The sequence below is a fragment of the Pseudomonas sp. TWR3-1-1 genome (assembly GCF_049896545.1).
Taxonomy (GTDB): Bacteria; Pseudomonadota; Gammaproteobacteria; order Pseudomonadales; family Pseudomonadaceae; genus Aquipseudomonas; species Aquipseudomonas weihenstephanensis.
Genome location: NZ_JAFCUO010000003.1, coordinates 269749 through 296301, shown reverse-complemented (window position 1 = coordinate 296301; position 26553 = coordinate 269749). Strand labels below are relative to the sequence as shown.

Sequence of the window (26553 nt, the reverse complement as noted above, 5' to 3'; positions counted from 1 at the left end):
AGTGATACGGGCTTTTTTGTGCGGCTTATTTTTTCTTCTGTTTGGGGACTCTGACCAATTGGCTGTTGGAGTACATGTCATGCCAGGTGCGCTTTTGTTTATCGAAGAGCGACCAGACAAAGCCCAGACCGAAACACAGCCATGAACCAATCGATACGATAAAACGCAGCAACGCTTGCCACAGGCTGATTGCCGTACCGTCCGCGTTCTGTACGCGCACCCCCCATACCTGCATGCCCAGAGTTTGACCTGAGTGGGTCCAGAACTTGGCAAAGAAGCCGAACAGCACAAAAAACAGGAGGGTGGACAACAGCGGGTCGCCGTCCAGTGCGCCGGACTCCGAGAGTGCGCGCATTTTGGCTTCACCGATAAAGCCCATCAAAATCAGTTTGTAAATAAAGGTGGTGACGATCATCAGTGCTGTGCACAACAAGAAATCGTAGAACATGGCTGCCAGGCGGCGCCCCAGGCCAGCGGCTGGAAACGCGCCTTGAGGGCTTAGTGGTTGTTTCGACATGGCAGGGTCTCGTGAAGGAAAAAAGCCATCTTACGGAATTGCGCCCATAAAAAAGCCTCTGATGTCACCATCAGAGGCTTTTCACTGCAATAAAGATTAGGCTTCGGCTTGTACTTCGTCAGCCTGCATGCCTTTTTGGCCTTGTACGGCGACGAATGTCACTTTCTGGCCTTCTTTCAGGCTTTTGAAACCGTTGCCCTGGATGGCACGGAAGTGCACGAATAGATCCGCACCGCTTTCAGGGGTAATAAAGCCAAACCCTTTCTCATCGTTAAACCACTTGACGGTACCGCTTTGACGTTGGGACATTTCTTAATTCCTTGACGCTAACAATTAATGACAGTCTCTTTGCTATGAAAGAGAACTGGTGCTGGGTTGCAGGAAAGTAAGAGACGCCGAACGGGTGTAGCAAACTTAGAGCTACTGCCCAGGTCACGATTCCAGCGACCCATGCAAACACAGTGCGCAAACTCTACGACAACCAAGGTTGTAAAAACAAGCCCTGCCAATACGCCGTCTGTCCCTGTGTTTTAAAGGATGTAACGTCGATTTAAGCCGCGTTTTTTGGAGAGGCATGTTCAATTGTGTTCGTGTTCTTTTCGATACTTTCACGCTCGAAAAGTGCGGACTGTTTTGTGGCAGTTGCATGACACTTAAGTGTCGTGAACATGCAACTGTGTTTCAAACCAGGCGTCTTTACCCTCTGTAATAACGTTGCGCAACAAACGGCAGTTTCGACACTTTCATGGGTACACGTTTACCGCGAACGATTGCCCATACGTCGGTATCGAGGGGTGTATAGGCCGTGTCTAGGTAGCCCATTGCCAAAGGCGCACCCAGGGTTGGACCGAAACCGCCACTACAGATACTGCCGATCACGTTGCCGTCCGCGTTTACAACCTCGGCCCCCTCACGTACCGGCGTGCGCTCCTGGGGCAGCAGGCCGACCCGTTTACGAGCAACGCCGCTTTGCTGTTGGGCAAACACCGTTTCAGCGCCGGGGAACCCGCCCGCCCGCGGCCCGTCTGCCCGACGAGCTTTAGAAATGGCCCATAACAGGCTGGCTTCAATCGGCGTGGTTTTCTCGTTCATGTCATGCCCATACAGGCACAGACCCGCTTCCAGGCGCAGCGAGTCGCGCGCGCCCAAGCCAATCGCTTCCACTTCAGGTTGAGCCAGCAGGTGACGTGCCAGAGCCTCTGCGTGCTCTGCCGGCACCGAGATCTCAAAGCCATCTTCACCGGTGTACCCGGAGCGACTCACATAGCATTCCACGCCCAGCAACGTCACCGGGGCAAACTGCATAAAGGTCATTTTCGCCACTTCCGGCGCCAGGCGTTCAAGTACCTTGACCGCCTCAGGGCCTTGCAAGGCGAGCAGGGCGCGGTCTTCAAACAGCGGCTGAATCTGACAATGGGTACTCAGGTGTTTACGCAAATGCGCCAGGTCCTGCTCTTTGCAGGCCGCGTTGACCACCAGAAACAGTTCATCGTTACCCAGGTTGGCGACCATCAGGTCATCCAGAATGCCGCCTTGTTCGTTGGTGAACATGGCATAACGCTGCATGCCCACTGGCAGGTCGATGATGTCGACCGGCACCAAGGTTTCCAGGGCTTTGGCCGCCTGCGCGCCACTCAGGCGAATTTGCCCCATGTGCGACACATCAAACAGCCCGGCGTGTTCACGGGTGTGCTGATGCTCTTTCATGACACCCAGCGGGTACTGCACGGGCATGTCGTAACCGGCAAACGGCACCATGCGCGCACCCAGTTCCAGGTGCAACGCGTGCAGCGGGGTTTTAAGCAGTTGTTCGGTGGACATTCGTGACTCCTTAAAAATCAGCACTCGATAATGTTGACGGCCAGACCGCCGCGAGCGGTTTCTTTGTATTTGCTTTTCATGTCGGCGCCGGTCTGGCGCATGGTGCGGATCACTTTGTCCAGAGAGACAAAATGCTGCCCATCACCGCGCAACGCCATGCGCACCGCGTTGATCGCTTTGACCGAGCCCATTGCATTGCGCTCGATGCACGGCACCTGCACCAGCCCGCCAATCGGGTCGCAGGTCAGCCCCAAGTTATGTTCCATGCCGATCTCGGCGGCGTTTTCGACTTGTTGCACGCTACCGCCCAGCACCTCGCACAACGCGCCCGCCGCCATTGAGCACGCCACGCCGACCTCGCCCTGGCAACCCACTTCGGCGCCAGAGATGGAGGCGTTTTCTTTGTACAAAATTCCGATGGCCGCAGCTGTCAGCAGAAACCGCACCACGCCGTCTTCATTGGCTCCGCCGATAAAGCGCATGTAGTAATGCAATACGGCCGGAATAATCCCCGCGGCCCCATTGGTGGGCGCTGTTACCACGCGGCCACCGTTGGCGTTTTCTTCATTGACCGCCAACGCGTACAGGTTGACCCAGTCCAGCACTGACAGGGCGTCGCGCAATGAGGCTTCGGGGTTGGCGCAGAGCTGGCGATGCAGGGCCGCGGCGCGGCGTTTGACCTTCAGGCCGCCCGGCAGGATGCCTTCATGGCGGCAACCGGCGCTGACGCAATCCTGCATCACTTGCCAGATGTTGAGCAGACCGCTACGGGTCTCGGCTTCCGGGCGCCATGCACTTTCGTTGGCCATCATCACCTGGCTGATCGACAGGTGGTGGGTGACGCAATGGCGCAGCAAGTCCTTGGCGGTCTTGAACGGGTACTTCAGTTCAGTGCTGTCCTCCACGATGCGGTCAGCGCCAGCGGCGCCTTCATCCACCACAAACCCCCCACCGACCGAGTAATACTCGCGGCTGCGGATTTGTATGCCAGCGGCATCGAGGGCACGAAAAATCATGCCATTAGGGTGGTAGGGCAGGGGTTTGCGGATCATTGCCAGGTGCAGCTTTTCATTGAACGCGATGGGGTGTTGGCCCAGCAGGTTTAATTGCCCGCTGCTACGGATCGCGGCCAGACGCTGATCCACGGTTTCGGTGTTGACGGTGTCCGGGTGCTCGCCTTCCAGGCCCAGGAGCACGGCTTTGTCGCTGCCGTGGCCTTTGCCGGTGGCGCCGAGCGAGCCATACAGTTCCACTTTGACGCAGGCGGTTGTGTGCAATAGCTCATCACGCTGTAGACCTTCAACAAACCGTGCGGCGGCCCGCATGGGGCCGACGGTATGAGAGCTTGAAGGACCGATGCCAATTTTGAACAGGTCGAACACGCTTAACGACATGGGGTTCTCCGGTTTCTTATGGGTTATTGGCATTAAATACAGATGCCCTGTAGGCACGTTCGCACCTACAGGGGGGTTAGTGGTCTATGCCTCCTGATAGTTCTCAATCGAGGGGCACGCGCACACCAGATTGCGATCGCCAAACACATTGTCGACCCGACCCACTGGTGGCCAGTACTTGCTTTCGATCAACGACTCAACCGGGTACACCGCTTGTTCGCGGCTGTACGGATGGGTCCATTCACCGACCATTTCTGCGGCCGTGTGCGGGGCGTTTTTCAGCGGATTGTCGTCTTTGTCCAGCGCGCCATTTTCCACGGCGCGGATCTCTTCGCGGATGCGGATCATGGCGTCGCAGAAGCGGTCCAGCTCTTGTTTGGACTCGCTTTCGGTCGGCTCGATCATCAGCGTGCCTGCCACCGGGAACGACATGGTCGGGGCATGGAAGCCGAAGTCGATCAGGCGCTTGGCCACGTCGTCCACGCTGATGCCGCTGCTGTCCTTGAGAGGGCGCAGGTCGAGGATGCATTCATGTGCCACCAGGCCGTTGCTGCCCGAATACAACACAGGGAAGTGCTCTTCAAGGCGGCGGGCGATGTAGTTGGCGTTGAGGATGGCCATTTGTGAAGCACGTTTGAGGCCTTCGCCGCCCATCATGCGGATATACATCCAGGTGATGGGCAGAATGCTCGCGCTGCCGAACGGCGCTGCGCACACCGCGCCCTGCTTGCGTGGCAGGCTGGCGTGGCCCGGCAGGAACGGCGTGAGGTGCGACTTGACGCCAATCGGACCCACGCCCGGGCCACCACCGCCATGGGGAATGCAAAAGGTTTTATGCAAGTTGAGGTGGGAAACGTCGCCGCCGAACTTGCCGGGTGCGCACAAGCCCACCATCGCGTTCATGTTGGCGCCGTCGATGTACACCTGGCCGCCGTGGTCGTGAATGATGCCGCAGATTTCACGAATGCCTTCTTCGAACACGCCGTGGGTCGAAGGGTAGGTGATCATCAATGCCGCCAGGTGCTCGCTGTGCTCGATGGCTTTGGCGCGCAGGTCTTCAATGTCGACGTTGCCGCGTGCGTCGCAGGCCGTGACCACCACGCGCATGCCCGCCATATTGGCGGTGGCCGGGTTGGTGCCGTGTGCAGAAGAGGGGATCAGGCAAATGTCGCGACGTTCTTCGCCACGGCTTTGATGGTAGGCGCGAATCGCCAGCAACCCGGCGTACTCGCCCTGGGAGCCCGCATTGGGTTGCAGCGAAATAGCGTCGTAACCGGTGGCGGCGCAGAGCATGGCCTCCAGCTCGTGGGTCAGTTGCTGGTAGCCCTGACTTTGTTCGACCGGTGCGAAGGGGTGCAGGCTGCCGAACTCGGCCCATGTGATGGGGATCATTTCGCTGGCAGCGTTGAGCTTCATGGTGCAGGAACCCAGCGGAATCATTGTGCGATCCAGTGCCAGGTCTTTGTCAGCCAAACGACGCAGGTAACGCATCAGTTCGGTTTCAGAGTGGTAACGGTTGAACACCGGGTGGCTGAGGATCGGCGACTGGCGCAGCAGCGCGGCCGGCAAGGTGCCGCTCACGGTGTGAGCCAGGGCATCGAAGTCCGGCAGCGCTTGACCGTCGGCGGCCAGCAAGGCCCACAGCGCGGTCACATCGGACGGGCCACAGGTTTCGTCCAACGACACGCCCACACGCTCGTCATCCACCACGCGCAGGTTGATGTGTTTGGCGTGTGCGTTGGCGTGCAGGGTTTGGGTTTTGCCGGCGGTGTGCAGGGTCAGGGTGTCGAAAAATTCGCTCTGTTCGACGTTCAGTCCCAGTGCAGTCAGGCCCTTGGCCAGAATCGCGGTCAGTTGATGAATGCGCTGAGCAATCTGCGTCAGGCCGTGAGGGCCGTGGTACACGGCGTACATGCTGGCAATGTTGGCCAGCAGCACCTGCGCGGTGCAGATATTGCTCGTGGCCTTTTCGCGTCGAATGTGTTGCTCGCGGGTTTGCATGGCCAGACGCAACGCCGGTTTGCCATGGCGGTCGACCGAGACGCCGACCAGACGCCCCGGCATGTCGCGTTTGAACGCGTCGCGGGTGGCGAAGTAAGCGGCGTGCGGGCCACCGAAACCCAGTGGCACGCCAAAACGCTGGGCGCTGCCGATGGCCACGTCGGCGCCGAACTCGCCCGGCGGAGTCAGCAGGGTCAGCGCCAGCAAGTCAGCTGCGACGGCCACCAGCGCATTGGCGGCGTGGAAGCGTTCAACCAGTTCGCGGTAATCGAACACGTCGCCATTGCTGGCCGGGTATTGCAAGAGGGCGCCGAAGAACGGCGACAGGTCCGTAAGGCCACGTTCATCACCCACCACCACGTCGATGCCCAGCGGCTCAGCGCGGGTGCGCAACACATCGAGGGTTTGCGGGTGGCAGTGACGGGAAGCAAAGAACGCGTTGCTGGACTTGTTTTTGCTCAGGCGCTTGCAGAAGGTCATGGCTTCCGCGGCGGCGGTGGCTTCATCGAGCAGCGAGGCGTTGGCAATCGGCAGGCCGCTGAGGTCGCTGATCAGGGTCTGGAAGTTGAGCAGGGCTTCAAGGCGGCCTTGGGAAATCTCGGGTTGATATGGCGTGTACGCGGTGTACCAGGCCGGGTTTTCCAACAGGTTGCGCAAGATCGGCGAAGGCGTATGGCAGTTGTAATAACCTTGGCCAATGTAGGTTTTGCACAGCTGGTTTTTGGCGGCGATGGCTTTGATCGAGGCCAGCGCATCCGCCTCGCTTTGTCCGGCTGGCAGGTTGAGCACGCTGGTGCCCTTGATGCTTTCAGGGATCACGCTGGCGCTCAGAGCATCGAGAGACTCAAAGCCCAAGGTGGCGAGCATGGCCTGTTCATCGGCCTGGCGCGGGCCGATGTGGCGCGCGATAAATTCATTGGCGGTGCTGAGTTTAGTGGTCATGGCGAGTTCCTCAGGCGTCAGCGTTGGCTTTGATCAGGCGGTCGTAGGCGTCCTGATCCAGCAACTGGCTCACTGCGTTGGCATCGGTGGGTTTGAAGCGGAAGAACCAGCCTTCACCCAGCGGGTCTTCGTTGACCAGTTCCGGGCTGCTATCGAGCGCCGGGTTGACTTCCAGCACCTCGCCGTCCAGTGGCATGTACACACCGCTGGCAGCTTTCACCGACTCAACGGTGGCGGCTTCTGCGCCTTTGTCGTAGGCCTGTAGTTCTGGCAATTGAACAAACACCACGTCGCCCAGAGCGTTTTGCGCAAATGCGGTAATGCCCACGGTCACGCTGCCGTCGGCTTCGGCGCGCAGCCACTCGTGGTCTTCAGTAAAACGCAATTCGCTCATGGAAACTCCTCAGGGCCAGACTCATCTGGTAGTCGCAGTTGATTGCTCGTGCAAGGTCGAGCGCTTTGAGGAGTGCATTGCAAGATGGCTGCCAATTTGTAAAAGGCCATATTTATCAATGAATTGGTGGTTTCGACAGGCGGCAGCATGACGCTAGCTGTAGCGAAATCGCTACAGGTATGATGGGTTTAAAAAATCGAAGCGGATCAAAGCCTTGCAGCAGTGCGTCAGGCAACGTGCGTATTGGAATCGTTCCGGTGTATCGAATTCGATACGGTTGTTTGGTCGTGTCAGGTGATCAGACCAAAAGTGTGCAGACTTGGGCAGCACCTACGAAGCAGGATTTTTGCCGGGGATTGCGTATTTCCGCAGCCGCTGTGCAATCGCGGTGTGGCTGGTTTGCAGGCGGTTGGCCAACTGGCGGGTGGAAGGGTAGTCGACATAGAGCTTTTCCAGCAGGGCTTTTTCGAACGAGGCGACAGCGTGTTCCAGGGTAAGCACTTCGCCATCGTTTTGCCGTGCCACTGAGGTTCCGGCGATGTCCAGATCGCCAATGTCGACCACGTTGCTTTCGCAAATGGCCGCGGCGCGAAAAATCACGTTTTGCAGTTGTCGCACATTGCCCGGCCAGCGGTTGCCCAGCAGGGCGGGGTAGGTGCCGGGCGCCAGGCGGCACACCGGGCGCTGGATTTGAGTGCAGGCCTGCTGCATAAAGGTGCGCGCCAGCAGCAGAATGTCTTGCCCGCGTTCACGCAGCGGCGGGACGTCGATGTTGAGTACATTCAGGCGATAGAACAGGTCTTCGCGAAAGGTGCCGTCGTTGACCATTTTTTCGAGGTTGCGATGCGTGGCGCTGAGGATGCGCACATTGACCTTCACTTCGCGTTCGCCGCCCACGCGGCGAAAGCTGCCGTCATTCAAAAAACGCAGCAGCTTGGCTTGCAGGTAAGGCGACATTTCAGCGATTTCATCGAGGAACACCGTGCCGTGATTGGCCAGCTCCATCAACCCCGGCTTACCCCCGCGTTGCGCGCCGGTAAAAGCGCCGGGGGCGTAGCCGAACAGCTCGCTCTCGGCCAGGTTCTCAGGCAGGGCGGCGCAGTTGAGGGCCAGAAAAGGCGCGCCGAAGCGGTCGCTGATGGCATGGCAGGCGCGGGCCACCAGTTCTTTACCGGTGCCGGTTTCACCTTGAATCAATAACGGTGCATCCAGGGTCGCCACGCGTTGAGCGCGGGCTTTGAGGGTGCGGATCGCGGGTGAGTCTCCGAGCAAGGCGTCGAAGCCTTCAGCGTGGTCGTGATGCAGGGCTGCCAGGCGTTCGCCGATACGGCTCGGTTGGTACAGGGTGAGCAGCGCCCCCGCATCAGTGATGGGGGTGGCGTCGAGCATCAGCGGATGGCCGTTGAGGGTGACTTCACGCAGTGGCAGGCGAAAGCCGTTTTCCAGCAGCGCAGGCAGCAAGCCGGGGTCGCTGAACAACGCGCTGATGCTTTCACCACCAGGTTCGCGGCCGTACAGCGACACCAGCGCCGGGTTGGCCAGTAGCACGTGGCCTTCGCTGTCGAGTGCCAATACCGGGTCGGTCATGGCCGCCAGCAGCGCGTCGAGTTGCAGGTGCCGGCGCTGGCCGGGAAGGATGTCCACCATCTTCACCGATTGCACGCCCCGCACGCGGAACAAGGCTTCGCGCAACTCGTCGAGCACTTGCGGGCTTAACGTCGGCGCGTCGATGTAGACGTTGGGCGGCACCATCTCCACGGCATCCAGATTGAGGTTCCGTGCGCCGAGCAACGCCAGTACTTCCTGGGTGATGCCGACACGGTCGATAAAACTGACATGGATACGCATGGGAACGAGCAACACTTCTGGCCAGCGGGGCGGCCAGTATGCCTTGGCAGGGAGGGATGGTGAAACTTAGGTCGTTTACCGACAACCTGTAGGAGCGAGCTTGCCTCGCGATCTTCTAAAGGATCAAAAGATCGCGAGGCAAGCTCGCTCCTACGGGGTGCTGGTTATCCGAGGTGTTCAGGTTTGATCGGGTCGCCAGGCTTGTGGTTGAGCTGGGCTAAAACGTCGGCAAACATTTTGTCGTAGAAACCGTGCATCGAGCGAATGTCTGCGGTTTTGGGAATGCCGTTTTTCACTGCAATCCGGAACGCGTCATGGGCGAAGTTATAGGCCATGTCCTTGGGCAGGGTGAATGAGTCCTTGAAGTCCTTGCCGTTGATCTGGCCGTGCATATCAAACTGCATCGACTTGCCTTCCTTGGGATCCTGAACGACCTGGTAATCAATCTTGATGTCATACCCGAAATCGCCGGGTTGCAGCGCTTCGCGTTGGATATGCAGGTGACCGGGTTCGAACGAGGCCATAGGCGTACTCCTTGATGCAAAAAAAAAGGGCAGACCCCAAGGCCTGCCCCAGGGTTCAGAAGTAAGTGATACCCGATTTCTCGGTGCTGACTCGAGTACCGGCCTTACCTTGAACGATTGCTTCGATATCCGCCAGTGCGCCGATCACAGCGGTCTTGCCGGTCTTGCGGGCAAACTCACACGCGGCTTCGACTTTAGGACCCATTGAACCCGAGGCGAAACCGAGTTTTTCCAGCTCGTCCGGGTGCGCCTGGGCAATGCCCTTCTGGGTAGGTTTGCCCCAGTCAATGAAGGCTGCATTCACGTCCGTGGCAATGACCAGCAGGTCGCTGTTCAGTTGCTGCGCGAGCAGGGAGGAGGCCAGGTCTTTGTCGATCACCGCCTCAATGCCTTTGAGTTTGCCGTCTTCGTCGTACATGGTCGGAATACCGCCGCCGCCTGCACAGATCACGATGGTGCCCTTTTCCAGCAGCCATTTAATCGGACGGATTTCGAAGATGCGTTTGGGTTTTGGGCTGGCCACCACACGGCGGAATTTGTCGCCATCCGGTGCAATGCTCCAGCCTTTTTCAGCGGCCAGGCTCTTGGCTTCAGATTCGCTGTAGACCGGGCCAATAGGCTTGGTCGGGTTCTGGAAAGCCGGGTCTTTGGGGTCAACTTCAACCTGGGTCAGCAAGGTGGCGAACGGTGCGTCCGGTGGCAACAGGTTGCCCAGCTCTTGCTCGATCATGTAACCGATCATGCCTTCGGTTTCAGCGCCCAGCACGTCCAGCGGGTAAGGGCTGACGTCGGTGTAGGCTGCGGCTTGCAGGGACAGAAGGCCGACTTGGGGGCCGTTACCGTGGGCCACGACCAGTTCGTTGCCAGGAGCGACGCGAGCGATTTGGGCGGTGGCGGTGCGGATGTTTTCGCGTTGATTTTCAGCGGTCATGGGTTGGCCGCGACGCAGAAGGGCGTTACCGCCCAGTGCAACGACGATACGCATAGGTCATTCCTTAAAAGAGGGGAAGGGCACAAACAACCGGGTTCTGTGGGAGCCAGCAGGCTCGCTCCCACAGGTGCACGGCCTTAGATATCAGCCAGCGCAGCTACCAGGATGGCCTTGATGGTGTGCATGCGGTTTTCCGCTTGTTCGAAGGCGATGTTGAAAGGCGATTCGAACACTTCCTCAGTCACTTCAATGCCGTTTTTAAGGTTTGGATGATGCTCGGCCACGTCTTTGCCGACTTTGGTTTCACTGTTGTGGAACGCAGGCAGGCAGTGCATGAACTTCACACGGATGTTTTCGGCGGCTTTGATCAAGTCCATGTTGACCTGATAAGGCAGCAGCAGCTTGATGCGATCGTTCCAGGCTTCCACCGGCTCGCCCATCGATACCCACACGTCGGTGTGGATGAAGTCCACGCCTTTGACTGCAGCTTTCGGGTCTTCGGTCAGGGTGATTTTGGCACCGCTTTCCTTGGCGAATGCCTGACATTGTTTAACGAACGACTCTTCAGGCCACAGGGCTTTTGGTGCGGCGATGCGCACGTCCATGCCCAGTTTGGCGCCGATCAGCAGCAGCGAGTTACCCATGTTGTTACGGGCGTCGCCCAGGTAGGCGTAGCTGATGTCGTGCAGCGGCTTGTCGCTGTGTTCGCGCATGGTCAGCACGTCGGCGATCATTTGCGTCGGGTGGAACTCGGCGGTCAGGCCGTTGAACACCGGCACGCCTGCAAACTTGGCCAGTTCTTCGACGATTTCCTGGGCAAAACCACGGTATTCAATGGCATCAAACATACGACCCAGAACGCGGGCAGTGTCTTTCATGCTTTCTTTGTGGCCGATTTGCGAAGACACCGGGTCGATGTAGGTGACGTGTGCGCCCTGATCGTGAGCTGCCACTTCAAACGCGCAACGGGTGCGGGTCGAGGTTTTTTCGAAGATCAGCGCAATGTTTTTGCCTTTCAGGTGCGGCTCTTCAGTACCGGTGTACTTGGCGCGCTTCAGATCGCGAGACAGATCCAGCAGGTAGTGAAGCTCGCGTTGGGTGTGGTGCACCAAGCTGAGCAGGCTGCGGTTTTTCATGTTAAACGCCATGGGGATCTCCTGGGTTTCTGGTAACCGGCTTGCGCCGCCCTTTGTAAGGGCCAGCGCAAGCATTCAAATGGATGAATTAATAGTCAATTGGGTCGCGGATGATTGGGCAGGTCATGCAGTGACCGCCGCCACGGCCGCGTCCCAGCTCAGAGGCGCTGATGGTGATGACTTCTACACCGGCCTTGCGCAGCAGGGTGTTGGTGTAGGTGTTGCGGTCGTAGCCGATCACCACGCCAGGCTCCAGTGCCACCACGTTGTTGCCGTCGTCCCACTGCTCACGCTCTGCCGCGAAGGAGTTACCGCCGGTTTCAACCACACGCAGGGTTTTGACGCCCAGTGCTTTGGCCACCACGTCGAGGAAGCTGCTTTCTTCGCGTCGCACGTCAATGCCGCCCTGCTTGCTTTCATCGGGGTACAGCGAGAAGGCAACGATCTGTTTCACGACTTCCGGGAAGATGGTGACCAGGTCGCGGTCGCAGAAGCTGAACACGGTGTCCAGGTGCATCGCGGCGCGGGATTTAGGCATGCCGGCAACGATGACGCGCTCGACCGCTTTGTTCTTGAACAGGTTCTGTGCCAGTTGGCCGATGGCCTGACGCGAGGTGCGCTCGCCCATGCCGATCAGAACAACGCCTTTGCCGATTGGCATCACGTCACCGCCTTCGAGGCTGGCGTTGCCATGATCCGCCGTCGGATCGCCGTACCAGATCTGGAAGTCGGCGTTGGTGAACTCAGGGTGGAACTTGTAAATCGCAGTGGTCAGCAGGGTTTCCTGACGGCGCGCTGGCCAGTACATCGGGTTCAGCGTCACGCCACCGTAAATCCAGCAGGTGGTGTCACGGGTGAACTGAGTGTTGGGCAGTGGTGGCAGGATAAAGCTGGTGTGGCCGAGGAAGTCGCGGAACATTTCGATGGTTTTGCCACCGAAGCTGTCAGGCAGATCGTCAGCGGACACGCCACCAATCAGGTACTCGGCGGCTTTGCGCGGTTCCAGGCTTTTGATCCAGGCTTTGACTTCGTTGACCAGACCCACGCCCACCTGATTGGGGGTCACTTTGTGGTCCAGAATCCAGTCCAGCGCTTCTGGAATGGCAACGATGTCAGTCAGCAGGTTGTGCATTTCCAGCACGTCAATGCCGCGCTCGCGCATCTTGGTCACGAAGTCGAAGTGGTCGCGCTTGGCCTGGTTGACCCACAACACGTCATCAAACAGCAGCTCGTCGCAGTTGTTGGGCGTCAGGCGCTGGTGAGCCAGGCCAGGGGAGCAAACCATCACTTTACGCAGCTTGCCGGCTTCGGAATGTACGCCGTATTTCACTTTTTCCGTGGTCATTACAGTCATCCTCCAAAGTACATAAACAGGGAGTTACAGGGTCAGGAAGCCGTCATAGAGTCCATAAGCCGCCACGAGGGCGCCGATCACTACGGCAGCAAAAATAACTTTTTCGATGTTGGTGAAGATTTGTTGGCCGCTTTCCAGCTTCGCCTTGGCGAACAGAATGGCGCCGGGTGCGTACAGCAGAGCCGAGAGCAGCAGGTATTTCAGGCCGCCGGCATAGATCAGCCAGATGGCGTAGATCAACGCGATGCCGCCGATGATCAGGTCTTTTTTGCGTTCAGCCAGCGCGTTTTCATAGGTTTCGCCGCGCACCGCCAGCAAGAAGCCATAGGCCGCAGACCAGAGGTATGGCACCAGGATCATCGACGTCGCAAGGTAGATCAGCGACAGATAAGTACTGGCCGAGAACAGCGTGATGATGAGGAACACCTGCACCATGGCGTTGGTCAGCCACAGGGCGTTGACCGGTACATGGTTGGCATTTTCCTTTTTCAGGAACGCCGGCATGGTGTGGTCTTTAGCGGCCGAGAACATGATTTCGGCGCACAGCAGCACCCATGACAGCAGGGCACCCAGCAAGGAGATGATCAAACCGACGCTGATCAATACCGCACCCCAGTGACCGACCACATGCTCAAGCACGGCCGCCATCGACGGGTTTTGCAGTTTGGCCAGTTCAGGCTGAGTCATGATGCCCAGCGACAGCACGTTCACCAGTACCAGCAACAGCAGCACGGTGATGAAACCGATCACAGTGGCTTTACCCACATCTGAACGTTTCTCGGCACGGGAAGAGAAGATGCTCGCGCCTTCGATACCGATGAACACCCACACGGTGACCAGCATCATGTTGCGCACCTGATCCATCACGCTGCCCAGGTCCGGGTTTTTCAAGCCCCAGATGTCGCTGGTGAAGATGTCCAGTTTGAACGCGAACACGGCAATCAGAATGAACAGCACCAGCGGCACGATCTTGGCAACCGTGGTCACCAGGTTAATGAACGCCGCTTCTTTGATGCCCCGCAGTACCAGGAAGTGGACGGCCCACAGCAACACTGAAGCGCCGATGATCGCGGCCGGGGTGTTGCCTTCGCCGAAGACCGGGAAGAAGTACCCCAAGGTGCTGAACAGCAGGACGAAGTAGCCGACGTTGCCCAGCCAGGCACTGATCCAATAACCCCAGGCTGATGAGAAACCCATGTAATCGCCGAAACCGGCCTTGGCGTAGGCGTACACGCCACCGTCCAGGTTGGGTTTGCGGTTAGCCAGGGTCTGGAATACAAAAGCGAGGGTCAGCATGCCGACGGCGGTGATTGCCCAACCGATAAGTACGGCTCCAACATCGGCACTGGCGGCCATGTTTTGTGGCAACGAAAAGATTCCGCCGCCAATCATAGAACCGACTACCAGAGCAACCAACGCACCCAATCGTAGTTTTCCGGGAGTATCAGACATTTGTGGTGACTCCAATCTAGGAGAAGTGAGGCCTTAAGATAATTGCGTGGGTATTTCAGCCGTTTGACTTAGATCAGGGCATTACTACATTCCATTGTTAATAGAGCGGGAAGGTCGCAATCACGTATTTTTTTGACGCTTCCTCAAAGGCCCGCTCCAGAGGTCTTAAAGGTGGTTAATACGTGGATAGCCACGAGGTCGTGGGGATTGAAGCTAGTCACTATTTGAAGATTTGCAAATGTGGCTTTCATGTTTCATGAACCACGCCATGAAATTAAACCTTGGTTCACATAGGGGGAGTGTTCTGGGTTTCAATAGATGCACTAGCGATTAAAAAAAAGGGGCTTATTGCGGGGGCTAATAGACGTATAAATGCGACATGTATTTAGTCAGTGAACAGCTGTAGCCTATTAACTGTGAACAATGAAATGTACGAAACCGTATAACGAGGTGGCGATGTCGCAAAACACCCAGAAGCTTCGGCTTAATGCATTAATTGCGTTAGTGGTCGGGTCCATGATTGGCGGGGGGATCTTTTCGCTGCCGCAAAATATTGCCGAACGGGCAGCGGGTGGCGCTGTTTTGATTGGGTGGGGGATTACAGCCGTAGGCATGCTGGCGCTGGCGTTTGTGTTTCAGACCCTGGCCAACCGCAAGCCTGAACTCGACTCAGGTGTCTACGCCTACGCCAAGGCCGGTTTTGGCGATTACATGGGTTTCTCATCGGCCTGGGGTTACTGGATCAGTGCCTGGATGGGCAATGTCGGCTACTTCGTCCTGCTGTTCAGCACTTTGGGCTATTTCGTGCCGGTATTTGGGCAGGGCAATACGCCGATTGCCATTGGTTGCGCCTCGCTGTTGCTGTGGGGCGTGCACTTTCTGGTCATGCGGGGCATCAAGGAAGCAGCCTTTATCAACCAACTGACCACGGTGGCGAAAATCGTCCCCATCGTGATGTTTATTGTGTTGGCGGGTGTCGCGTTTAAAGCCGATATTTTCACCACGGACTTCTGGGGCCACGAAACCCCCAGCCTTGGCAGCGTGATGGACCAGGTGCGCAACATGATGCTGGTGACGGTGTTTGTATTTATCGGCATCGAAGGTGCGAGTGTGTACTCCGGTCGCGCAGAAAAACGCTCGGACGTGGGCAAAGCCACCGTCATTGGTTTTATCGGCGTGCTGGCGCTGTTGGTGATGGTCAATGTGCTGTCGCTGGGGATCATGACCCAGCCAGAACTGGCCAAGCTGCAAAACCCGTCAATGGCGGGCGTGCTCAAGCACGTAGTTGGAGAGTGGGGGGCGATTTTAATCAGTATCGGGCTGGCCATCTCATTGCTGGGCGCGTTGCTGTCGTGGGCCTTGCTGTGTGCTGAGATTTTGTACGCCACGGCCAAAGACAACACCATGCCGGCGTTCCTGAAAAAGGAAAACGCCAACCACGTGCCGGTCAATGCGCTGTGGCTGACCAACGGGATGATTCAGATATTTCTGCTCATCACCCTGGTGTCTGCGGGCACCTACACCAGCCTGATCTACCTCGCGTCCTCGATGATTCTGGTGCCTTACTTGTGGTCGGCTGCCTATGCGGTGTTGCTGTGTGTAAAAGGCGAGACTTACTCGAACGCAAGCCGACGCAGGATCAAGGACCTGGTGGTGGGGCTGCTGGCCCTTGTCTACGCCATCTGGTTGCTCTACGCAGCGGGACCGAAATATTTACTGCTGTCGGCGTTGCTCTACGCACCGGGTGTCCTGTTCTTTGCCAAAGCCAAGCATGAGCAGGGTGAGCCGCTGTTCAAGGCCATTGAACAGGTGATCTTCGGGGCAGTGGTGATTGCAGCGCTGGCGGCGGCGTATGCGCTTTATAGCGGCGCGTTAACCTTGTAAAAGCATTGGCCTGCTTTGGATCTGGCCGTTGACGTGGTTTTTGATCTGCCTGCGCCTTCGGGATAGCCGTGCTGGGTCAAGGATGGCCCGTGACGGCGTGCCCACGGAGCGGGACCGGAGCGCGGGAACTTGAGGCGGCGTAAGCCTTACGGCGCCTACAGCGCCGAAGGCAGCCGTTCCGGCCGCGACCAAATCCACAGGTTGCCCACACTCATGCCCGCAATGGCCAAAAACACCGGCCATTGATGCTCAAGCACATACAACATCAACCCCGCACATATCAGCATGCTGATGGTGGCACTGACTTTGGCTTTGCGCTGAATGATCTTGCCATTGCGCCAGTTGATCAGGATCGGGCCAAACAACCGGTGGTTTTCTAGCCATGCACTCAGGCGCGGGGAGCTTTTGGTCGCGGCCCAGGCGGCGAGCAAAATGAATTCTGTGGTCGGTAGCCCCGGTATCACGATGGCAATCAATCCAATGCCCAGGCTGACGTAGGCCAGCAGGCCAAAGAGGATTTGGGCTATTTTCGACGAGGATTGGGTTTGGCGGGTCATAAGCTCAAGACGCATAAAAAAATGCCCGGCCAGCACATGCTGACCGGGCAGGTCTAGCTTAAGCCAGTTCTGGCTCAGCCGCGTAGGCGTGTTCCAGTAATACGGTGAAACGCTCAAAGGCGGCAACTGCACCTTTGTCCAGGTCGGCTTCTTCTTCGGCGCTCAATTGCAGGCCGTCGAGGGTTTTGACGAAGCTTTTCCAGCCTTCAGCACGACCACCGGCCGGTTCGCCCAGGTGGCGCGCACCAAAGGTTTCGCTCAGCTCCAGGGCCACCGCACGTTTGATCAGGAAGGCGGCACCCAACTTGGAACCTTCCGAAACAAAGATCCAGCCCAGTGCTTGGGCCTTGCTCGGCGCGTTGACCGCACCCGCGACAGGTGCGGGCACTTCGGTGTTGAGGTCGGCCAGGTCAGCTTTGGCGTGCTCGGCGCGGCAACGCTGGGGCAGGTCAGGCACGATTTCTTGCAGGGCCGGGTCGGTGTACAGCGCCTGGAGTTCGGCCTGGAAGAGGTATTGAGCCACCACAAAACGGGCGAAGTTTTCCCGGGTTTCAAACGGCTTGTGAGCTTTGACCAGCGCGTCGAGCTTTTGATGCGGCTCGTTGGTGATCTGGTTCAGGCGTTGTGAACGCAGGGCAGGACGCTGTGCGGTGTCTTGAGGGGTCATGAAGATGTCCTTGAGAATGAGATGCGCTTTGTAACTAGACGAACAAGAAGACGCGTCACAGTAAAAAATCCTCACCGCACAGGTAAAAATGCTGCGCAGTGAGGGGCCGAATCAGATGTCCCAGACCAGGTTGATCGCGAAGTTGCGACCCGGTTGAGTCAAGCGATCCAGGTTGGCCGGGTTGACTGCCGAGGCTTCGCCCACGCCGTCGTAGCTGCGCACGTCATCCCACAACCAGTATTTCTTGTCGGTGAGGTTGTACACGCCCGCGCTCACGGTCACGTCTTGGGTGACTTTGTAATAGGCGCTCACATCCACAATGCCAAAGCCCGGGGTCTTGAATTGTTTGCCCTCGATGTCGGGCGCTTTGAACGCCGTGTCGTCGACCCGGTTCTTTTTCTTCACCACGGTCCAGCTCACCAAACCTCCGTAGTTATCCTGGTCGTAACCCAGACCGAATACGCCCGTCAGCGGGTTGACGCTGTTGAGCGGTTGACCGTTGTCATCGTTGCGACCATAGGCGTAAGCAATCGAACCTTTGGTGTAGAGACCGCGTGGCGCGCCGAACGCGTCGAGTTGCAGTTGGCCTTTGAGTTCAACCCCCTTGATGGTGGCATGCTTGATGTTGCGGCTCTGGAAACTGTCGAGGTCGTAGCCGGGCTTGACGTTGTCTTCGTCAATAAAGTCGCGGTATTTGTTGTAGAACACGGCAACGTCAAACGAACCCTCATCGAAGTGACCGCGCAGGCCGGTTTCGTAGCTTTTGCTTTTTTCCGGTTCCAGATCGGGGTTGGGTTCTACCACGTAGCCTTCTTGCAGGTTCTCGAACCGGCCATACAGCGCCTTGGCGGTCGGGGTACGGAAGCCTTCGGAGTATTGGCCGAACCAGGTGTAGTGATCGTTGAACGCGTAGGTCACGCCCAGTTTTGGCGACAGACGGTGCCAGGTTTTTTCATCATCGCTGACGGGATCGGTGCCGCCGGGGTTCACTGCACTGAGGAACTCCTGGGTGATTTTTGGCTTGAGGCGGGTGTAGTCGTAGCGCACGCCCGGCATGAACGTCCACTGGTTCCAGCTGATTTCATCCTGGGCAAACAGGCTGTAGGTGTTGATGGTCGGGTCCGGGAAGTCGCTGATTTTAGCGAACACATCGCCTTTGGCCGTGCTGAGTGCGCCCACCGCTTTACAGCCACTGCCGACCGCCAGGCACACCGCGCTGCCACTGCGCGAACCCGTCACTTTGTCGTGTTTGACCGTGGTGCCGTAGGTCAGCAAGTGGTCGGTGGGGCCAATGGCAAAGGCTTTGTCAAATTGCGCATCGAACACCCATTGCTGCTCTTTGTAGAGGGTGTCGCGGGTGCGATACACGTCACGCACAAACGGCAAGTAGCGCTCTTCGGTGCTCTGGTCGGTCTTGGCGACTTGATAATTGAGGCTCCACTTGCCGTGGTCAGCCAGCAAGCTGTCGAGCACAAAGGTGTTTTCTATGCCAAAACGCTCGCGGGTGACGGTGTCGTTGCCGTTACGCGATTTGTACATGCCCAGCGGTGCGCCGAGGTTGAACGGGCCGCCTACCACGCTCTTTTGATTGATGTCGCGGTCGTCTTTGTAGTTCTCGTAGGTGAACGCCAGGCGGTCATCGTCGTTGTAGTTCCAGCCAGCCTTGGCCAGTACGTTGGTGGTGCGCACGTCTTCGGGGTTGGCGGCGGTACGGCTCAGGCCGGTGCCGCCGTGATTGCCATAGGATTCAGTTTCGTGACCGTCGCGGCGGCTCACATGCAGCAAACCATCGAACTGGTCGGCACGGCCCGCGACGGTCGCAGACTTGAGCCAGCTGCGGTCGGCCGAGCTGTAACCGGTTTTAAGGCGTGCGCCAGCGTCTTGTCCCGGCTTGATGATGTCGTCTGGGTTGAGCGTGAAGTAGCTCACTGCGCCACCAATGGCGTTGCTGCCGTACAGTACAGACGCCGGACCGCGCAGGATCTCCACGCGTTTGACGATTTCGGGGTCGACGTAGTTGCGCTGGGTCTTGGCGAATGGGCCGTTGAAGAACGAGTTGGGGATCTCAACGCCATCGACCTGAGTCAGGATGCGATCGCCGTCGATGCCGCGAATGTTGTAACCGCTGATGCCACCCCGCAGGCCGCCACCGCCCACCGAGACGCCTGGCTCATAGCGCACCAGTTCTTTGATGGTATTGACGTTCTGGCGGTCCAGTTGCTGGCGGTCATGCACGGTCACGGTGCTGGGCACTGTGATCACGTCTTGTTCCTGACGCGTGGCGCTGATGGTCACTTGCTGCAGGGCAAGGGTGCCGCTGCTGCCAGCGCGCTTTTCGAGGACGATATTGTTTGTGCCCAGTTTGCGATAGCCCAAATTGGTGCCGATCAGCAGGCGCTCCAAGGCTTTTTCCGGGGACAGCGAACCGCGCACGCCCGGCGACGAGACGTTCTGCCCCAGTTCGGCGGGCAGGCCCACTTGCCAGCCGGTCACGGCGGTAAAGTCGTTAAGCGCGGCCACCAGGGGCTGTTGCGAAATTGCAAAGGTGTAATTGCCCACGGAGCGACTGGCTGGCTGCGCATCGGTCGCGGCCATGGCCGGTACCGCATGTGCGCCGGCCATCAGCACGGCGACGGTCAACAACGATAACGTGCACGGGTGCTTGGGACGTGTGCGGACGTTGGAAGAGGACCGGCTGTTGAAACGAGTGGGCATTGATAGCGCTCCGTGGTGAACGAATCTTATAGTTGCGAAGCTGACTCAAAATGCGAATCAGTTGCATTGACTACAACGAGACGTATGACCTTAGGCTATCGAGTAAAAAAAACGTAATTAATTGAGAATCACCAGCGCCGGGAACTCCGAAAGGCTCGAAGAGGTGATGTGGGCCAGCGAACGCACGATGTCCAGCGGCTGGTCCAGGCGGTAGTTGCCAGTGACTGCAACACTGGCCAGTTGCTCATTGTTGTTGACGATCCAGCCGGGGTAATAGCGCCGCACTTCATCGAGCACCTTGCCCATCGGGCAGTTTTCAAACACCAGGCGCCCTTGAACCCAGGCCAGGTCGGTTTGCGGATTGAGCTTGACCGGTTGTCCGAACCCGTTGGGACCAATGCTCACACTGTTGCCCGCGGACAAGCGCATCTGGGTGCCGACGCTGTTCATGCGTAAATCGACATCGCCCCGTTGCACGCGCACTTGTGCCTGACCATTGAGGTAGCTCACGGCGAACGCGGTGTCCCGCACGCTGACTCGCACCGGGCCAGCCTCCAGTACGAGGGGGAATTCCAGATTGGCCGGCACTTCAAAATAGGCTTCGCCCTGATACAGGCGCGCACTGCTTTGGGCGTTGACCATGCGGCTGGAGAACGCGGAGTTGGTGTTGAGCAGCACCTTGGAGCCGTCTTCGAGTTGCAGGCGCTGGCGCTCACCCACTACGGTCAGGTGATCGGCTTGCAAACGCAGCGGCACATTGTTGTAGCCGCCTACACAGAGCACCAGCACGGCCGCTGTGGCCAAGTGTTTCCAGTGGCGGGCGATGCGCCGTATCACGCTGGGTGCGCGAGGGGTATTCAGGGTTTGTGCCGCTTCAATCAACGGTTGGCCGTTCCACACGGCATTGGCTTTGGCGAACGCTTGCGCATGGGCGGGATCTGCCTTGAGCCACGCCTGGAACGCCGCTTTTTCGCAATCGTCGGCACACTCCAGCACGATCAGCCAATCCAGCGCCTGATCCATGGCACTGTCTTGCAGAACGTCCTGTGCCACTTTTGGCACCGCAGGTGGTTGAGTGTCCTTCACGGGTGTTCCTTGGCAATCTGGGGTGCGGTCGTGTTCAACGTCGTGGAATCCTGGGCGCGATGCGGCCAAATCGGATCTTGCTTACGGATAGATCCCGTAAAGGTTAAGGCCGATTCAGTCGCTCGGCTACCCCGACACAGATTGCCATGATCAATTTGAGTTCCTTTTGAACCGTACTCAGTGACACGTCAAGTTCTTCGGCGATCTCTTGATAGCTGCAGCCATGCAGGCGGCTGAGGATGAAAATGCGCTGCTGACGCGCGCTTAACTGGCTCAGGCTCACACTCAAACGCTCCAGTAATTGCGCGGCTTGATGGGCTTCTTCCGGGGTGCTGAGAGGGGAGGCGATCCCTTCGATCACCTCGATGGGCACGTCTTCGAGCACCGTACGCGACTGGATACGTCGGGCGCGCAAATGGTCCAGCGCCAGGTTGCGGGCGGTCTGAAACACAAATGGCTCAAGGTGTTCAACCGTGCGTTCGCTCAAGGCTCGGGTCACGCGCAGGTACGTCTCCTGCAACAGATCCTCGGCGGTGCTTGGGTTATTGACCATACGCTGCAAGGTGCGCAACAGGATGACCCGCTGCGTGAGGAAGACGTGATTGAAGTGGGACTGACTCACAGTGCTACCAGACCGATTTTGAGCGAATGATAATGCTTATCATCTGTGTGTTTGGTCAAGTGCTGTTTTTGTCAGCGCGCATTTGAGTGGCACGCCCCACCTCGTAACCCCTGCCGAAGGCGTCGTCTGATCACGCCGCGCGCGTCGAGTGAACGCCGGTTTGATGACGGCTGCGGCAGTGACTGCGCAGTGGAGGACGTGTTTACACGCGGCCCTTCAAGTAAGCGCTGTAATCGGGAATGCGGTGTTGGTGGGGCTGGCTCATCAACGGGCTGCTGAGCAGGTAATCGGCACTGCACTCATTGCACGCCACGGGGATGTTCCACACGGCTGCCACGCGTAACAGTGCCTTGATGTCCGGGTCGTGAGGTTGCGGCTCGAACGGGTCCCAAAAAAACACCAGCATGTCGACCTGTTGCTCGGCAATGCGCGCCCCCACCTGCTGATCGCCGCCCAAGGGGCCGCTGATCATGCTTTCGACGGGCAGCCCCAATCGTTGGCCCAGCAACAAACCGGTGGTGCCTGTGGCGCACAGGTCATGTTGGCTGAGGGTCGCTTTGTGGCGTTCGGCCCAATCGAGCAAAAAACCTTTGCAGTGATCGTGGGCCACCAGGGCGATGCGTTTGCGCGCCGCCAGGGTGGCCGTCGTAAAGCTGATGCCGATCATCGCGTTACTCCGCGTTGCACAGCGCCAGGCAGTTATCGAGCATACGGTTGGAGAAGCCCCATTCGTTGTCGTACCAGGCCAGCACTTTGAGCATCTTGCCGCTGACTTTGGTGTGGTTGGCATCGAAAATCGACGACAGCGGGTTGTGGTTAAAGTCGCTCGAGACCAGCGGCAGGCTGTTGTAGCCCAAGACTCTGGAATGTTGGCTGGCTTCTTTGAACAGCGCGTTGACGTGCGCCGCAGTGGTTTCGCACTTGAGCTCAACCGTCAGGTCGACCAGCGACACGTTGATCACCGGTACGCGTACTGCCATGCCGGTCAATTTACCGGCCAGTTCCGGCAGTACCAGGCCCACGGCCTCAGCGGCTCCGGTTTTGCTCGGGATCATGTTCTGCGTGGCCGAACGCGCGCGGTACGGGTCGGTGTGGTAAACGTCGGTCAGGTTCTGGTCGTTGGTGTAGGCATGGATGGTGGTCATCAAGCCGTTTTCAATGCCCAGCTCGCGGTGCAGAATTTGCGCGATCGGTGCCAGGCAGTTGGTGGTGCACGATGCACTGGAAATAATTTGATGCGATTGACGCAGAATGTCGTGGTTTACGCCGTACACCACAGTGGCGTCGGCATTTTTGCCCGGTGCGGAGATGATCACCTTACGTGCGCCAGCGCTAATATGCGCCGCAGCCTTGCTGCGTTCGGTGAACAAACCGGTACATTCGAACACCACGTCGATCTTCAACGCGGCCCACGGCAGTTCGGCCGGGTTGCGAATGGCTGTGACAGCAATGTGGTCGCCGTTAACGGTCAGGCTTTCCTGATCGTGTTCAACGCTGGCCTCGAAGGTGCCGTGAACGGTGTCGTATTTGAGCAGGTGAGCATTGATAGCGCTGTCACCCAGATCGTTGATGGCGACGATCTGCAAGTCCTGGCGGTAGCCTTGGGTATACAGTGCGCGCAGGACGTTACGGCCGATTCGGCCAAAACCATTGATTGCGATTCGTAGAGTCATGGAAAGCGCCTGCCATCGATTTGTTGTTGGAATTACAAGATTATTCGCATAGAAATAGAAAACAAGCCATTTTGGTGGCAATATTTTGTTTTATCTACAACGAGTGACCTGAATCAACGGGTCCAAATGATCGAAGTTGCGTGTCTGGCCCTTCGATCAGCATAGGACACGCACAGGTCGCCACATCCGTTAGCCTGGAGTTCAACACATGCATCCCCGCGTTCTTGAAGTCACCGAGCGTCTTATTGCCCGCAGTCGAGCTACCCGTGAGGCATACCTGACGCTCATTCGCGGCGCCGCCAGTGACGGCCCGCAACGCGGCAAGCTGCAATGTGCCAACTTCGCCCACGGCGTGGCCGGATGTGGCACCGACGATAAAAACAACCTGCGCTTGATGAATGCCGCCAACGTGGCAATTGTTTCGTCTTATAACGACATGCTCTCGGCGCATCAGCCCTACGAGCACTTTCCCGAGCAAATCAAGCAAGCCCTGCGTGAAATGGGCTCGGTCGGGCAATTCGCCGGTGGCACGCCAGCCATGTGCGATGGCGTGACGCAAGGCGAGGCGGGCATGGAACTCAGCTTGCTGAGCCGTGAGGTAATTGCTTTGTCGACCGCTGTGGCGCTGTCGCACAACATGTTCGATGCCGCGCTGATGCTGGGCATTTGCGACAAAATCGTACCGGGGCTGCTGATGGGCGCGCTGCGCTTTGGTCATCTGCCGACGATTTTTGTACCGGGCGGACCCATGCCATCGGGTATTTCCAACAAAGAAAAAGCCGATGTGCGCCAGCGTTACGCCGAAGGCAAAGCCAGCCGCGAAGAACTGCTCGAATCCGAGATGAAGTCCTATCACAGCCCCGGCACCTGTACCTTCTACGGCACTGCCAACACCAACCAGCTGCTGATGGAAGTGATGGGCTTGCACTTGCCAGGTGCCTCTTTCGTTAATCCTTACACGCCATTGCGCGATGCCCTGACCCGCGAGGCGGCTCATCAGGTGACGCGTCTGACCAAACAAAGCGGCAACTTCATCCCGCTGGGTGAAATTGTGGATGAGCGCTCGCTGGTCAATTCCATCGTCGCCTTGCACGCCACCGGTGGCTCCACCAACCACACGCTGCACATGCCCGCGATTGCGCAAGCGGCAGGTATTCAATTGACCTGGCAAGACATGGCCGACTTGTCCGAGGTGGTGCCGACCTTGTCCCACGTTTATCCAAACGGCAAAGCCGACATCAACCACTTTCAGGCGGCAGGCGGTATGTCGTTCCTGATTCGTGAGCTGCTCGAAGCTGGCTTGCTGCATGAAGACGTCAACACCGTGGCCGGTCGCGGCCTGAGCCGTTATACCCGCGAGCCGTTCCTGGTGGACGGTGAGTTGGTGTGGCGTGAAGGCCCGATTGAAAGCCTCGATGAAAGTATCTTGCGCCCGGTGGCCCGTGCATTCTCGCCCGAAGGCGGGTTGCGGGTGATGGAGGGCAACTTGGGACGCGGGGTGATGAAAGTCTCGGCGGTTGCACCTGAACACCAAATCGTCGAAGCCCCGGCCCGGGTCTTTCAGGATCAGCAGCAACTGGCCGATGCGTTCAAGGCCGGGGAGCTGGAGCACGATTTTGTAGCGGTGATGCGCTTTCAGGGGCCGCGCTCCAACGGTATGCCTGAACTGCACAAGATGACGCCGTTTCTGGGTGTGCTGCAGGACCGTGGTTTCAAAGTGGCGTTGATTACTGACGGGCGCATGTCGGGTGCTTCCGGCAAAATCCCGGCGGCGATTCACGTCAGCCCCGAGGCGGCCATCGGCGGCGCACTGGCGCGGGTGCAGGATGGCGACATGATTCGTGTCGACGGCGTCAAAGGCACGTTGCAACTGTTGGTGGATGAGGCAGAATTCGCCGCACGCACCCCGGCCGTCGGCACCTTGAGCAACGCGGTGGGCACCGGGCGTGAGTTGTTTGCGTTTATGCGCCAGGCCTTCAGTTCGGCTGAACAGGGCGCCAGCACCTTCACCTTGTCTCTGGAAAACCTCAAATGAAGTTAGCTTTGGTCGGTGACATTGGCGGCACCAATGCGCGGTTTGCATTGTGGGAAAACGACCAGTTGCGTGCAGTCAGTGTGTTGGCCACTGCCGACTATGCGTGCCCCGAAGACGCGATCACGGTCTATCTGCACGGGTTGGGCCTGCCATTAGGGGCTGTGGGTGCGGTGTGCCTGTCGGTCGCGGGGCCGGTGAGTGGCGATGAGTTTCGCTTTACCAACAATCACTGGCGCCTGAGCCGCGTGGCGTTTTGCCGCATGCTTGAGGTTGATAGCCTGCTGTTGATCAACGATTTCAGTGCGATGGCGCTTGGCATGACGCGCTTGCAGCCTGAGGATGTGCGTCAGGTGTGTGCCGGTGTCGCTGAGCCGACTCGCCCTGCGGTGGTGATCGGCCCTGGCACCGGTCTTGGCGTCGGCACCTTGCTCAATCTGGGCGAAGGGCATTGGATGGCCTTGCCGGGGGAGGGCGGCCACGTCGACTTGCCGATGAGTAACCCGCGCGAAGTCCAGTTATGGCAGCACATCTACAACGAAATCGGGCATGTCAGCGCGGAGTCGGTGTTGAGTGGCAGCGGCCTGCCGCGTGTTTATCGCGCTATTTGCGCGGTGGATGGTCATACACCGGTACTCGACAGCGATCGCGCCATCACGGCCGCAGCGCTGGCGGGTGATCCCGTTGCGCGTCAAGTGCTGGAGCAATTCAGTTGCTGGTTGGGACGCGTGGCGGGCAATAACGTCTTGACCCTGGGCGGGCGCGGCGGCGTGTACATCGTGGGTGGCGTGATCCCGCGTTTTGCCGATCTGTTTCTGGCCAGCGGTTTTGCCCGAAGCTTTGCCGATAAAGGTTGCATGAGCGATTACCTTAATGGCATTCCGGTGTGGCTGGTGACGGCGCCGTATCCGGGCTTGATGGGCGCAGGCGTAGCATTGCAACAAGCATTTGGCCAGGAGGCGTAATCCGTCTACGGTTGTTTGTTTGATCGATAAAAACAATA

The 26553-nt window shown here is 58.3% G+C and carries 22 protein-coding genes; 3 read left to right on the top strand and 19 right to left on the bottom strand.

The window, feature by feature from the left end; all coding sequences use genetic code 11:
• Nucleotides 1-25: 25 nt before the first annotated feature.
• The 12 genes from ACP7A4_RS10010 to arcD (ACP7A4_RS09955) all read right to left on the bottom strand — a co-directional run bounded on the left by ACP7A4_RS10010 (nt 26) and on the right by arcD (ACP7A4_RS09955) (nt 14314).
• Nucleotides 26-517 carry an RDD family protein gene (locus ACP7A4_RS10010; RefSeq protein WP_048363409.1) on the bottom strand — a complete coding sequence of 164 codons (492 nt, stop codon included), beginning with the start codon at nt 515-517 and terminating at the stop codon, nt 26-28.
• A 96-nt stretch (nt 518-613) separates the two neighbouring features.
• The gene (locus ACP7A4_RS10005) at nt 614-826 is read right to left on the bottom strand and encodes a cold-shock protein (protein ID WP_048363410.1); all 213 of its coding nucleotides are present in this window, start codon (nt 824-826) and stop codon (nt 614-616) included.
• A gap of 387 nt (nt 827-1213) precedes the next feature.
• Nucleotides 1214-2338 (bottom strand): glycine cleavage system aminomethyltransferase GcvT, encoded by a 1125-nt coding sequence (gene gcvT / locus ACP7A4_RS10000; protein ID WP_059764670.1) that lies wholly within the window; start codon nt 2336-2338, stop codon nt 1214-1216.
• Between the two features lie 17 nt (nt 2339-2355).
• Nucleotides 2356-3732, bottom strand: coding sequence for an L-serine ammonia-lyase (locus tag ACP7A4_RS09995; protein ID WP_059764672.1), 1377 nt, complete (start codon nt 3730-3732; stop codon nt 2356-2358).
• Nucleotides 3733-3816: 84 nt separating this feature from the next.
• Nucleotides 3817-6675 carry an aminomethyl-transferring glycine dehydrogenase gene (gene gcvP, locus ACP7A4_RS09990; protein WP_426246617.1) on the bottom strand — a complete coding sequence of 953 codons (2859 nt, stop codon included), beginning with the start codon at nt 6673-6675 and terminating at the stop codon, nt 3817-3819.
• A gap of 10 nt (nt 6676-6685) precedes the next feature.
• The gene (gene gcvH, locus ACP7A4_RS09985) at nt 6686-7069 is read right to left on the bottom strand and encodes a glycine cleavage system protein GcvH (RefSeq protein ID WP_048399932.1); all 384 of its coding nucleotides are present in this window, start codon (nt 7067-7069) and stop codon (nt 6686-6688) included.
• 330 nt (nt 7070-7399) lie between these two features.
• Nucleotides 7400-8917, bottom strand: a complete 1518-nt coding sequence (locus tag ACP7A4_RS09980) for a sigma-54-dependent transcriptional regulator (protein ID WP_059764675.1) — start codon at nt 8915-8917, stop codon at nt 7400-7402.
• 164 nt (nt 8918-9081) lie between these two features.
• Complete coding sequence (locus ACP7A4_RS09975; protein ID WP_203303204.1) at nt 9082-9441, bottom strand: DUF5064 family protein; 360 nt, start codon at nt 9439-9441, stop codon at nt 9082-9084.
• A gap of 55 nt (nt 9442-9496) precedes the next feature.
• Nucleotides 9497-10426 (bottom strand): carbamate kinase, encoded by a 930-nt coding sequence (gene arcC / locus ACP7A4_RS09970; protein WP_059764679.1) that lies wholly within the window; start codon nt 10424-10426, stop codon nt 9497-9499.
• An 83-nt stretch (nt 10427-10509) separates the two neighbouring features.
• Nucleotides 10510-11520, bottom strand: a complete 1011-nt coding sequence (locus ACP7A4_RS09965) for an ornithine carbamoyltransferase (RefSeq protein WP_059764681.1) — start codon at nt 11518-11520, stop codon at nt 10510-10512.
• Between the two features lie 76 nt (nt 11521-11596).
• The gene (arcA, locus tag ACP7A4_RS09960) at nt 11597-12853 is read right to left on the bottom strand and encodes an arginine deiminase (RefSeq protein WP_059764683.1); all 1257 of its coding nucleotides are present in this window, start codon (nt 12851-12853) and stop codon (nt 11597-11599) included.
• A 33-nt stretch (nt 12854-12886) separates the two neighbouring features.
• Nucleotides 12887-14314 carry an arginine-ornithine antiporter gene (gene arcD / locus ACP7A4_RS09955; RefSeq protein WP_426246613.1) on the bottom strand — a complete coding sequence of 476 codons (1428 nt, stop codon included), beginning with the start codon at nt 14312-14314 and terminating at the stop codon, nt 12887-12889.
• A gap of 456 nt (nt 14315-14770) precedes the next feature.
• On the opposite strand from arcD (ACP7A4_RS09955), the gene arcD (ACP7A4_RS09950) reads away from it, so the two are divergent.
• Nucleotides 14771-16198 carry an arginine-ornithine antiporter gene (gene arcD, locus ACP7A4_RS09950; RefSeq protein ID WP_059764687.1) on the top strand — a complete coding sequence of 476 codons (1428 nt, stop codon included), beginning with the start codon at nt 14771-14773 and terminating at the stop codon, nt 16196-16198.
• 155 nt (nt 16199-16353) lie between these two features.
• Here the strand turns inward: arcD (ACP7A4_RS09950) and ACP7A4_RS09945 are convergent, their stop codons facing one another.
• The 7 genes from ACP7A4_RS09945 to gap form a co-directional block, all read right to left on the bottom strand.
• The gene (locus tag ACP7A4_RS09945; RefSeq protein WP_048363422.1) at nt 16354-16755 is read right to left on the bottom strand and encodes a YbaN family protein; all 402 of its coding nucleotides are present in this window, start codon (nt 16753-16755) and stop codon (nt 16354-16356) included.
• Between the two features lie 58 nt (nt 16756-16813).
• The gene (locus ACP7A4_RS09940) at nt 16814-17422 is read right to left on the bottom strand and encodes a biliverdin-producing heme oxygenase (protein ID WP_059764689.1); all 609 of its coding nucleotides are present in this window, start codon (nt 17420-17422) and stop codon (nt 16814-16816) included.
• A 111-nt stretch (nt 17423-17533) separates the two neighbouring features.
• Nucleotides 17534-20137: a TonB-dependent receptor gene (locus ACP7A4_RS09935; protein ID WP_059764690.1), complete on the bottom strand. Its 2604-nt coding sequence runs from the start codon at nt 20135-20137 to the stop codon at nt 17534-17536.
• A gap of 117 nt (nt 20138-20254) precedes the next feature.
• The gene (locus ACP7A4_RS09930) at nt 20255-21160 is read right to left on the bottom strand and encodes a FecR family protein (RefSeq protein ID WP_120752349.1); all 906 of its coding nucleotides are present in this window, start codon (nt 21158-21160) and stop codon (nt 20255-20257) included.
• Nucleotides 21161-21326: 166 nt separating this feature from the next.
• A complete protein-coding gene (locus tag ACP7A4_RS09925; protein WP_426246610.1) occupies nt 21327-21845 on the bottom strand; it encodes an RNA polymerase sigma factor in 519 nt (172 codons plus the stop codon).
• Between the two features lie 202 nt (nt 21846-22047).
• The gene (locus ACP7A4_RS09920; protein ID WP_426246608.1) at nt 22048-22512 is read right to left on the bottom strand and encodes a methylglyoxal synthase; all 465 of its coding nucleotides are present in this window, start codon (nt 22510-22512) and stop codon (nt 22048-22050) included.
• Nucleotides 22513-22516: 4 nt separating this feature from the next.
• Entirely contained in the window at nt 22517-23518 is a 1002-nt protein-coding gene (gap, locus tag ACP7A4_RS09915) for a type I glyceraldehyde-3-phosphate dehydrogenase (protein WP_203303200.1), read from the bottom strand.
• Nucleotides 23519-23726: 208 nt separating this feature from the next.
• Here gap and edd point away from each other — a divergent pair, with 208 nt between their 5' ends.
• Entirely contained in the window at nt 23727-25553 is a 1827-nt protein-coding gene (edd, locus tag ACP7A4_RS09910) for a phosphogluconate dehydratase (protein ID WP_426246605.1), read from the top strand.
• Complete coding sequence (locus ACP7A4_RS09905; RefSeq protein ID WP_426246603.1) at nt 25550-26515, top strand: glucokinase; 966 nt, start codon at nt 25550-25552, stop codon at nt 26513-26515. The genes edd and ACP7A4_RS09905 overlap by 4 nt, the downstream gene beginning before the upstream one ends.
• Nucleotides 26516-26553 lie beyond the last annotated feature (38 nt).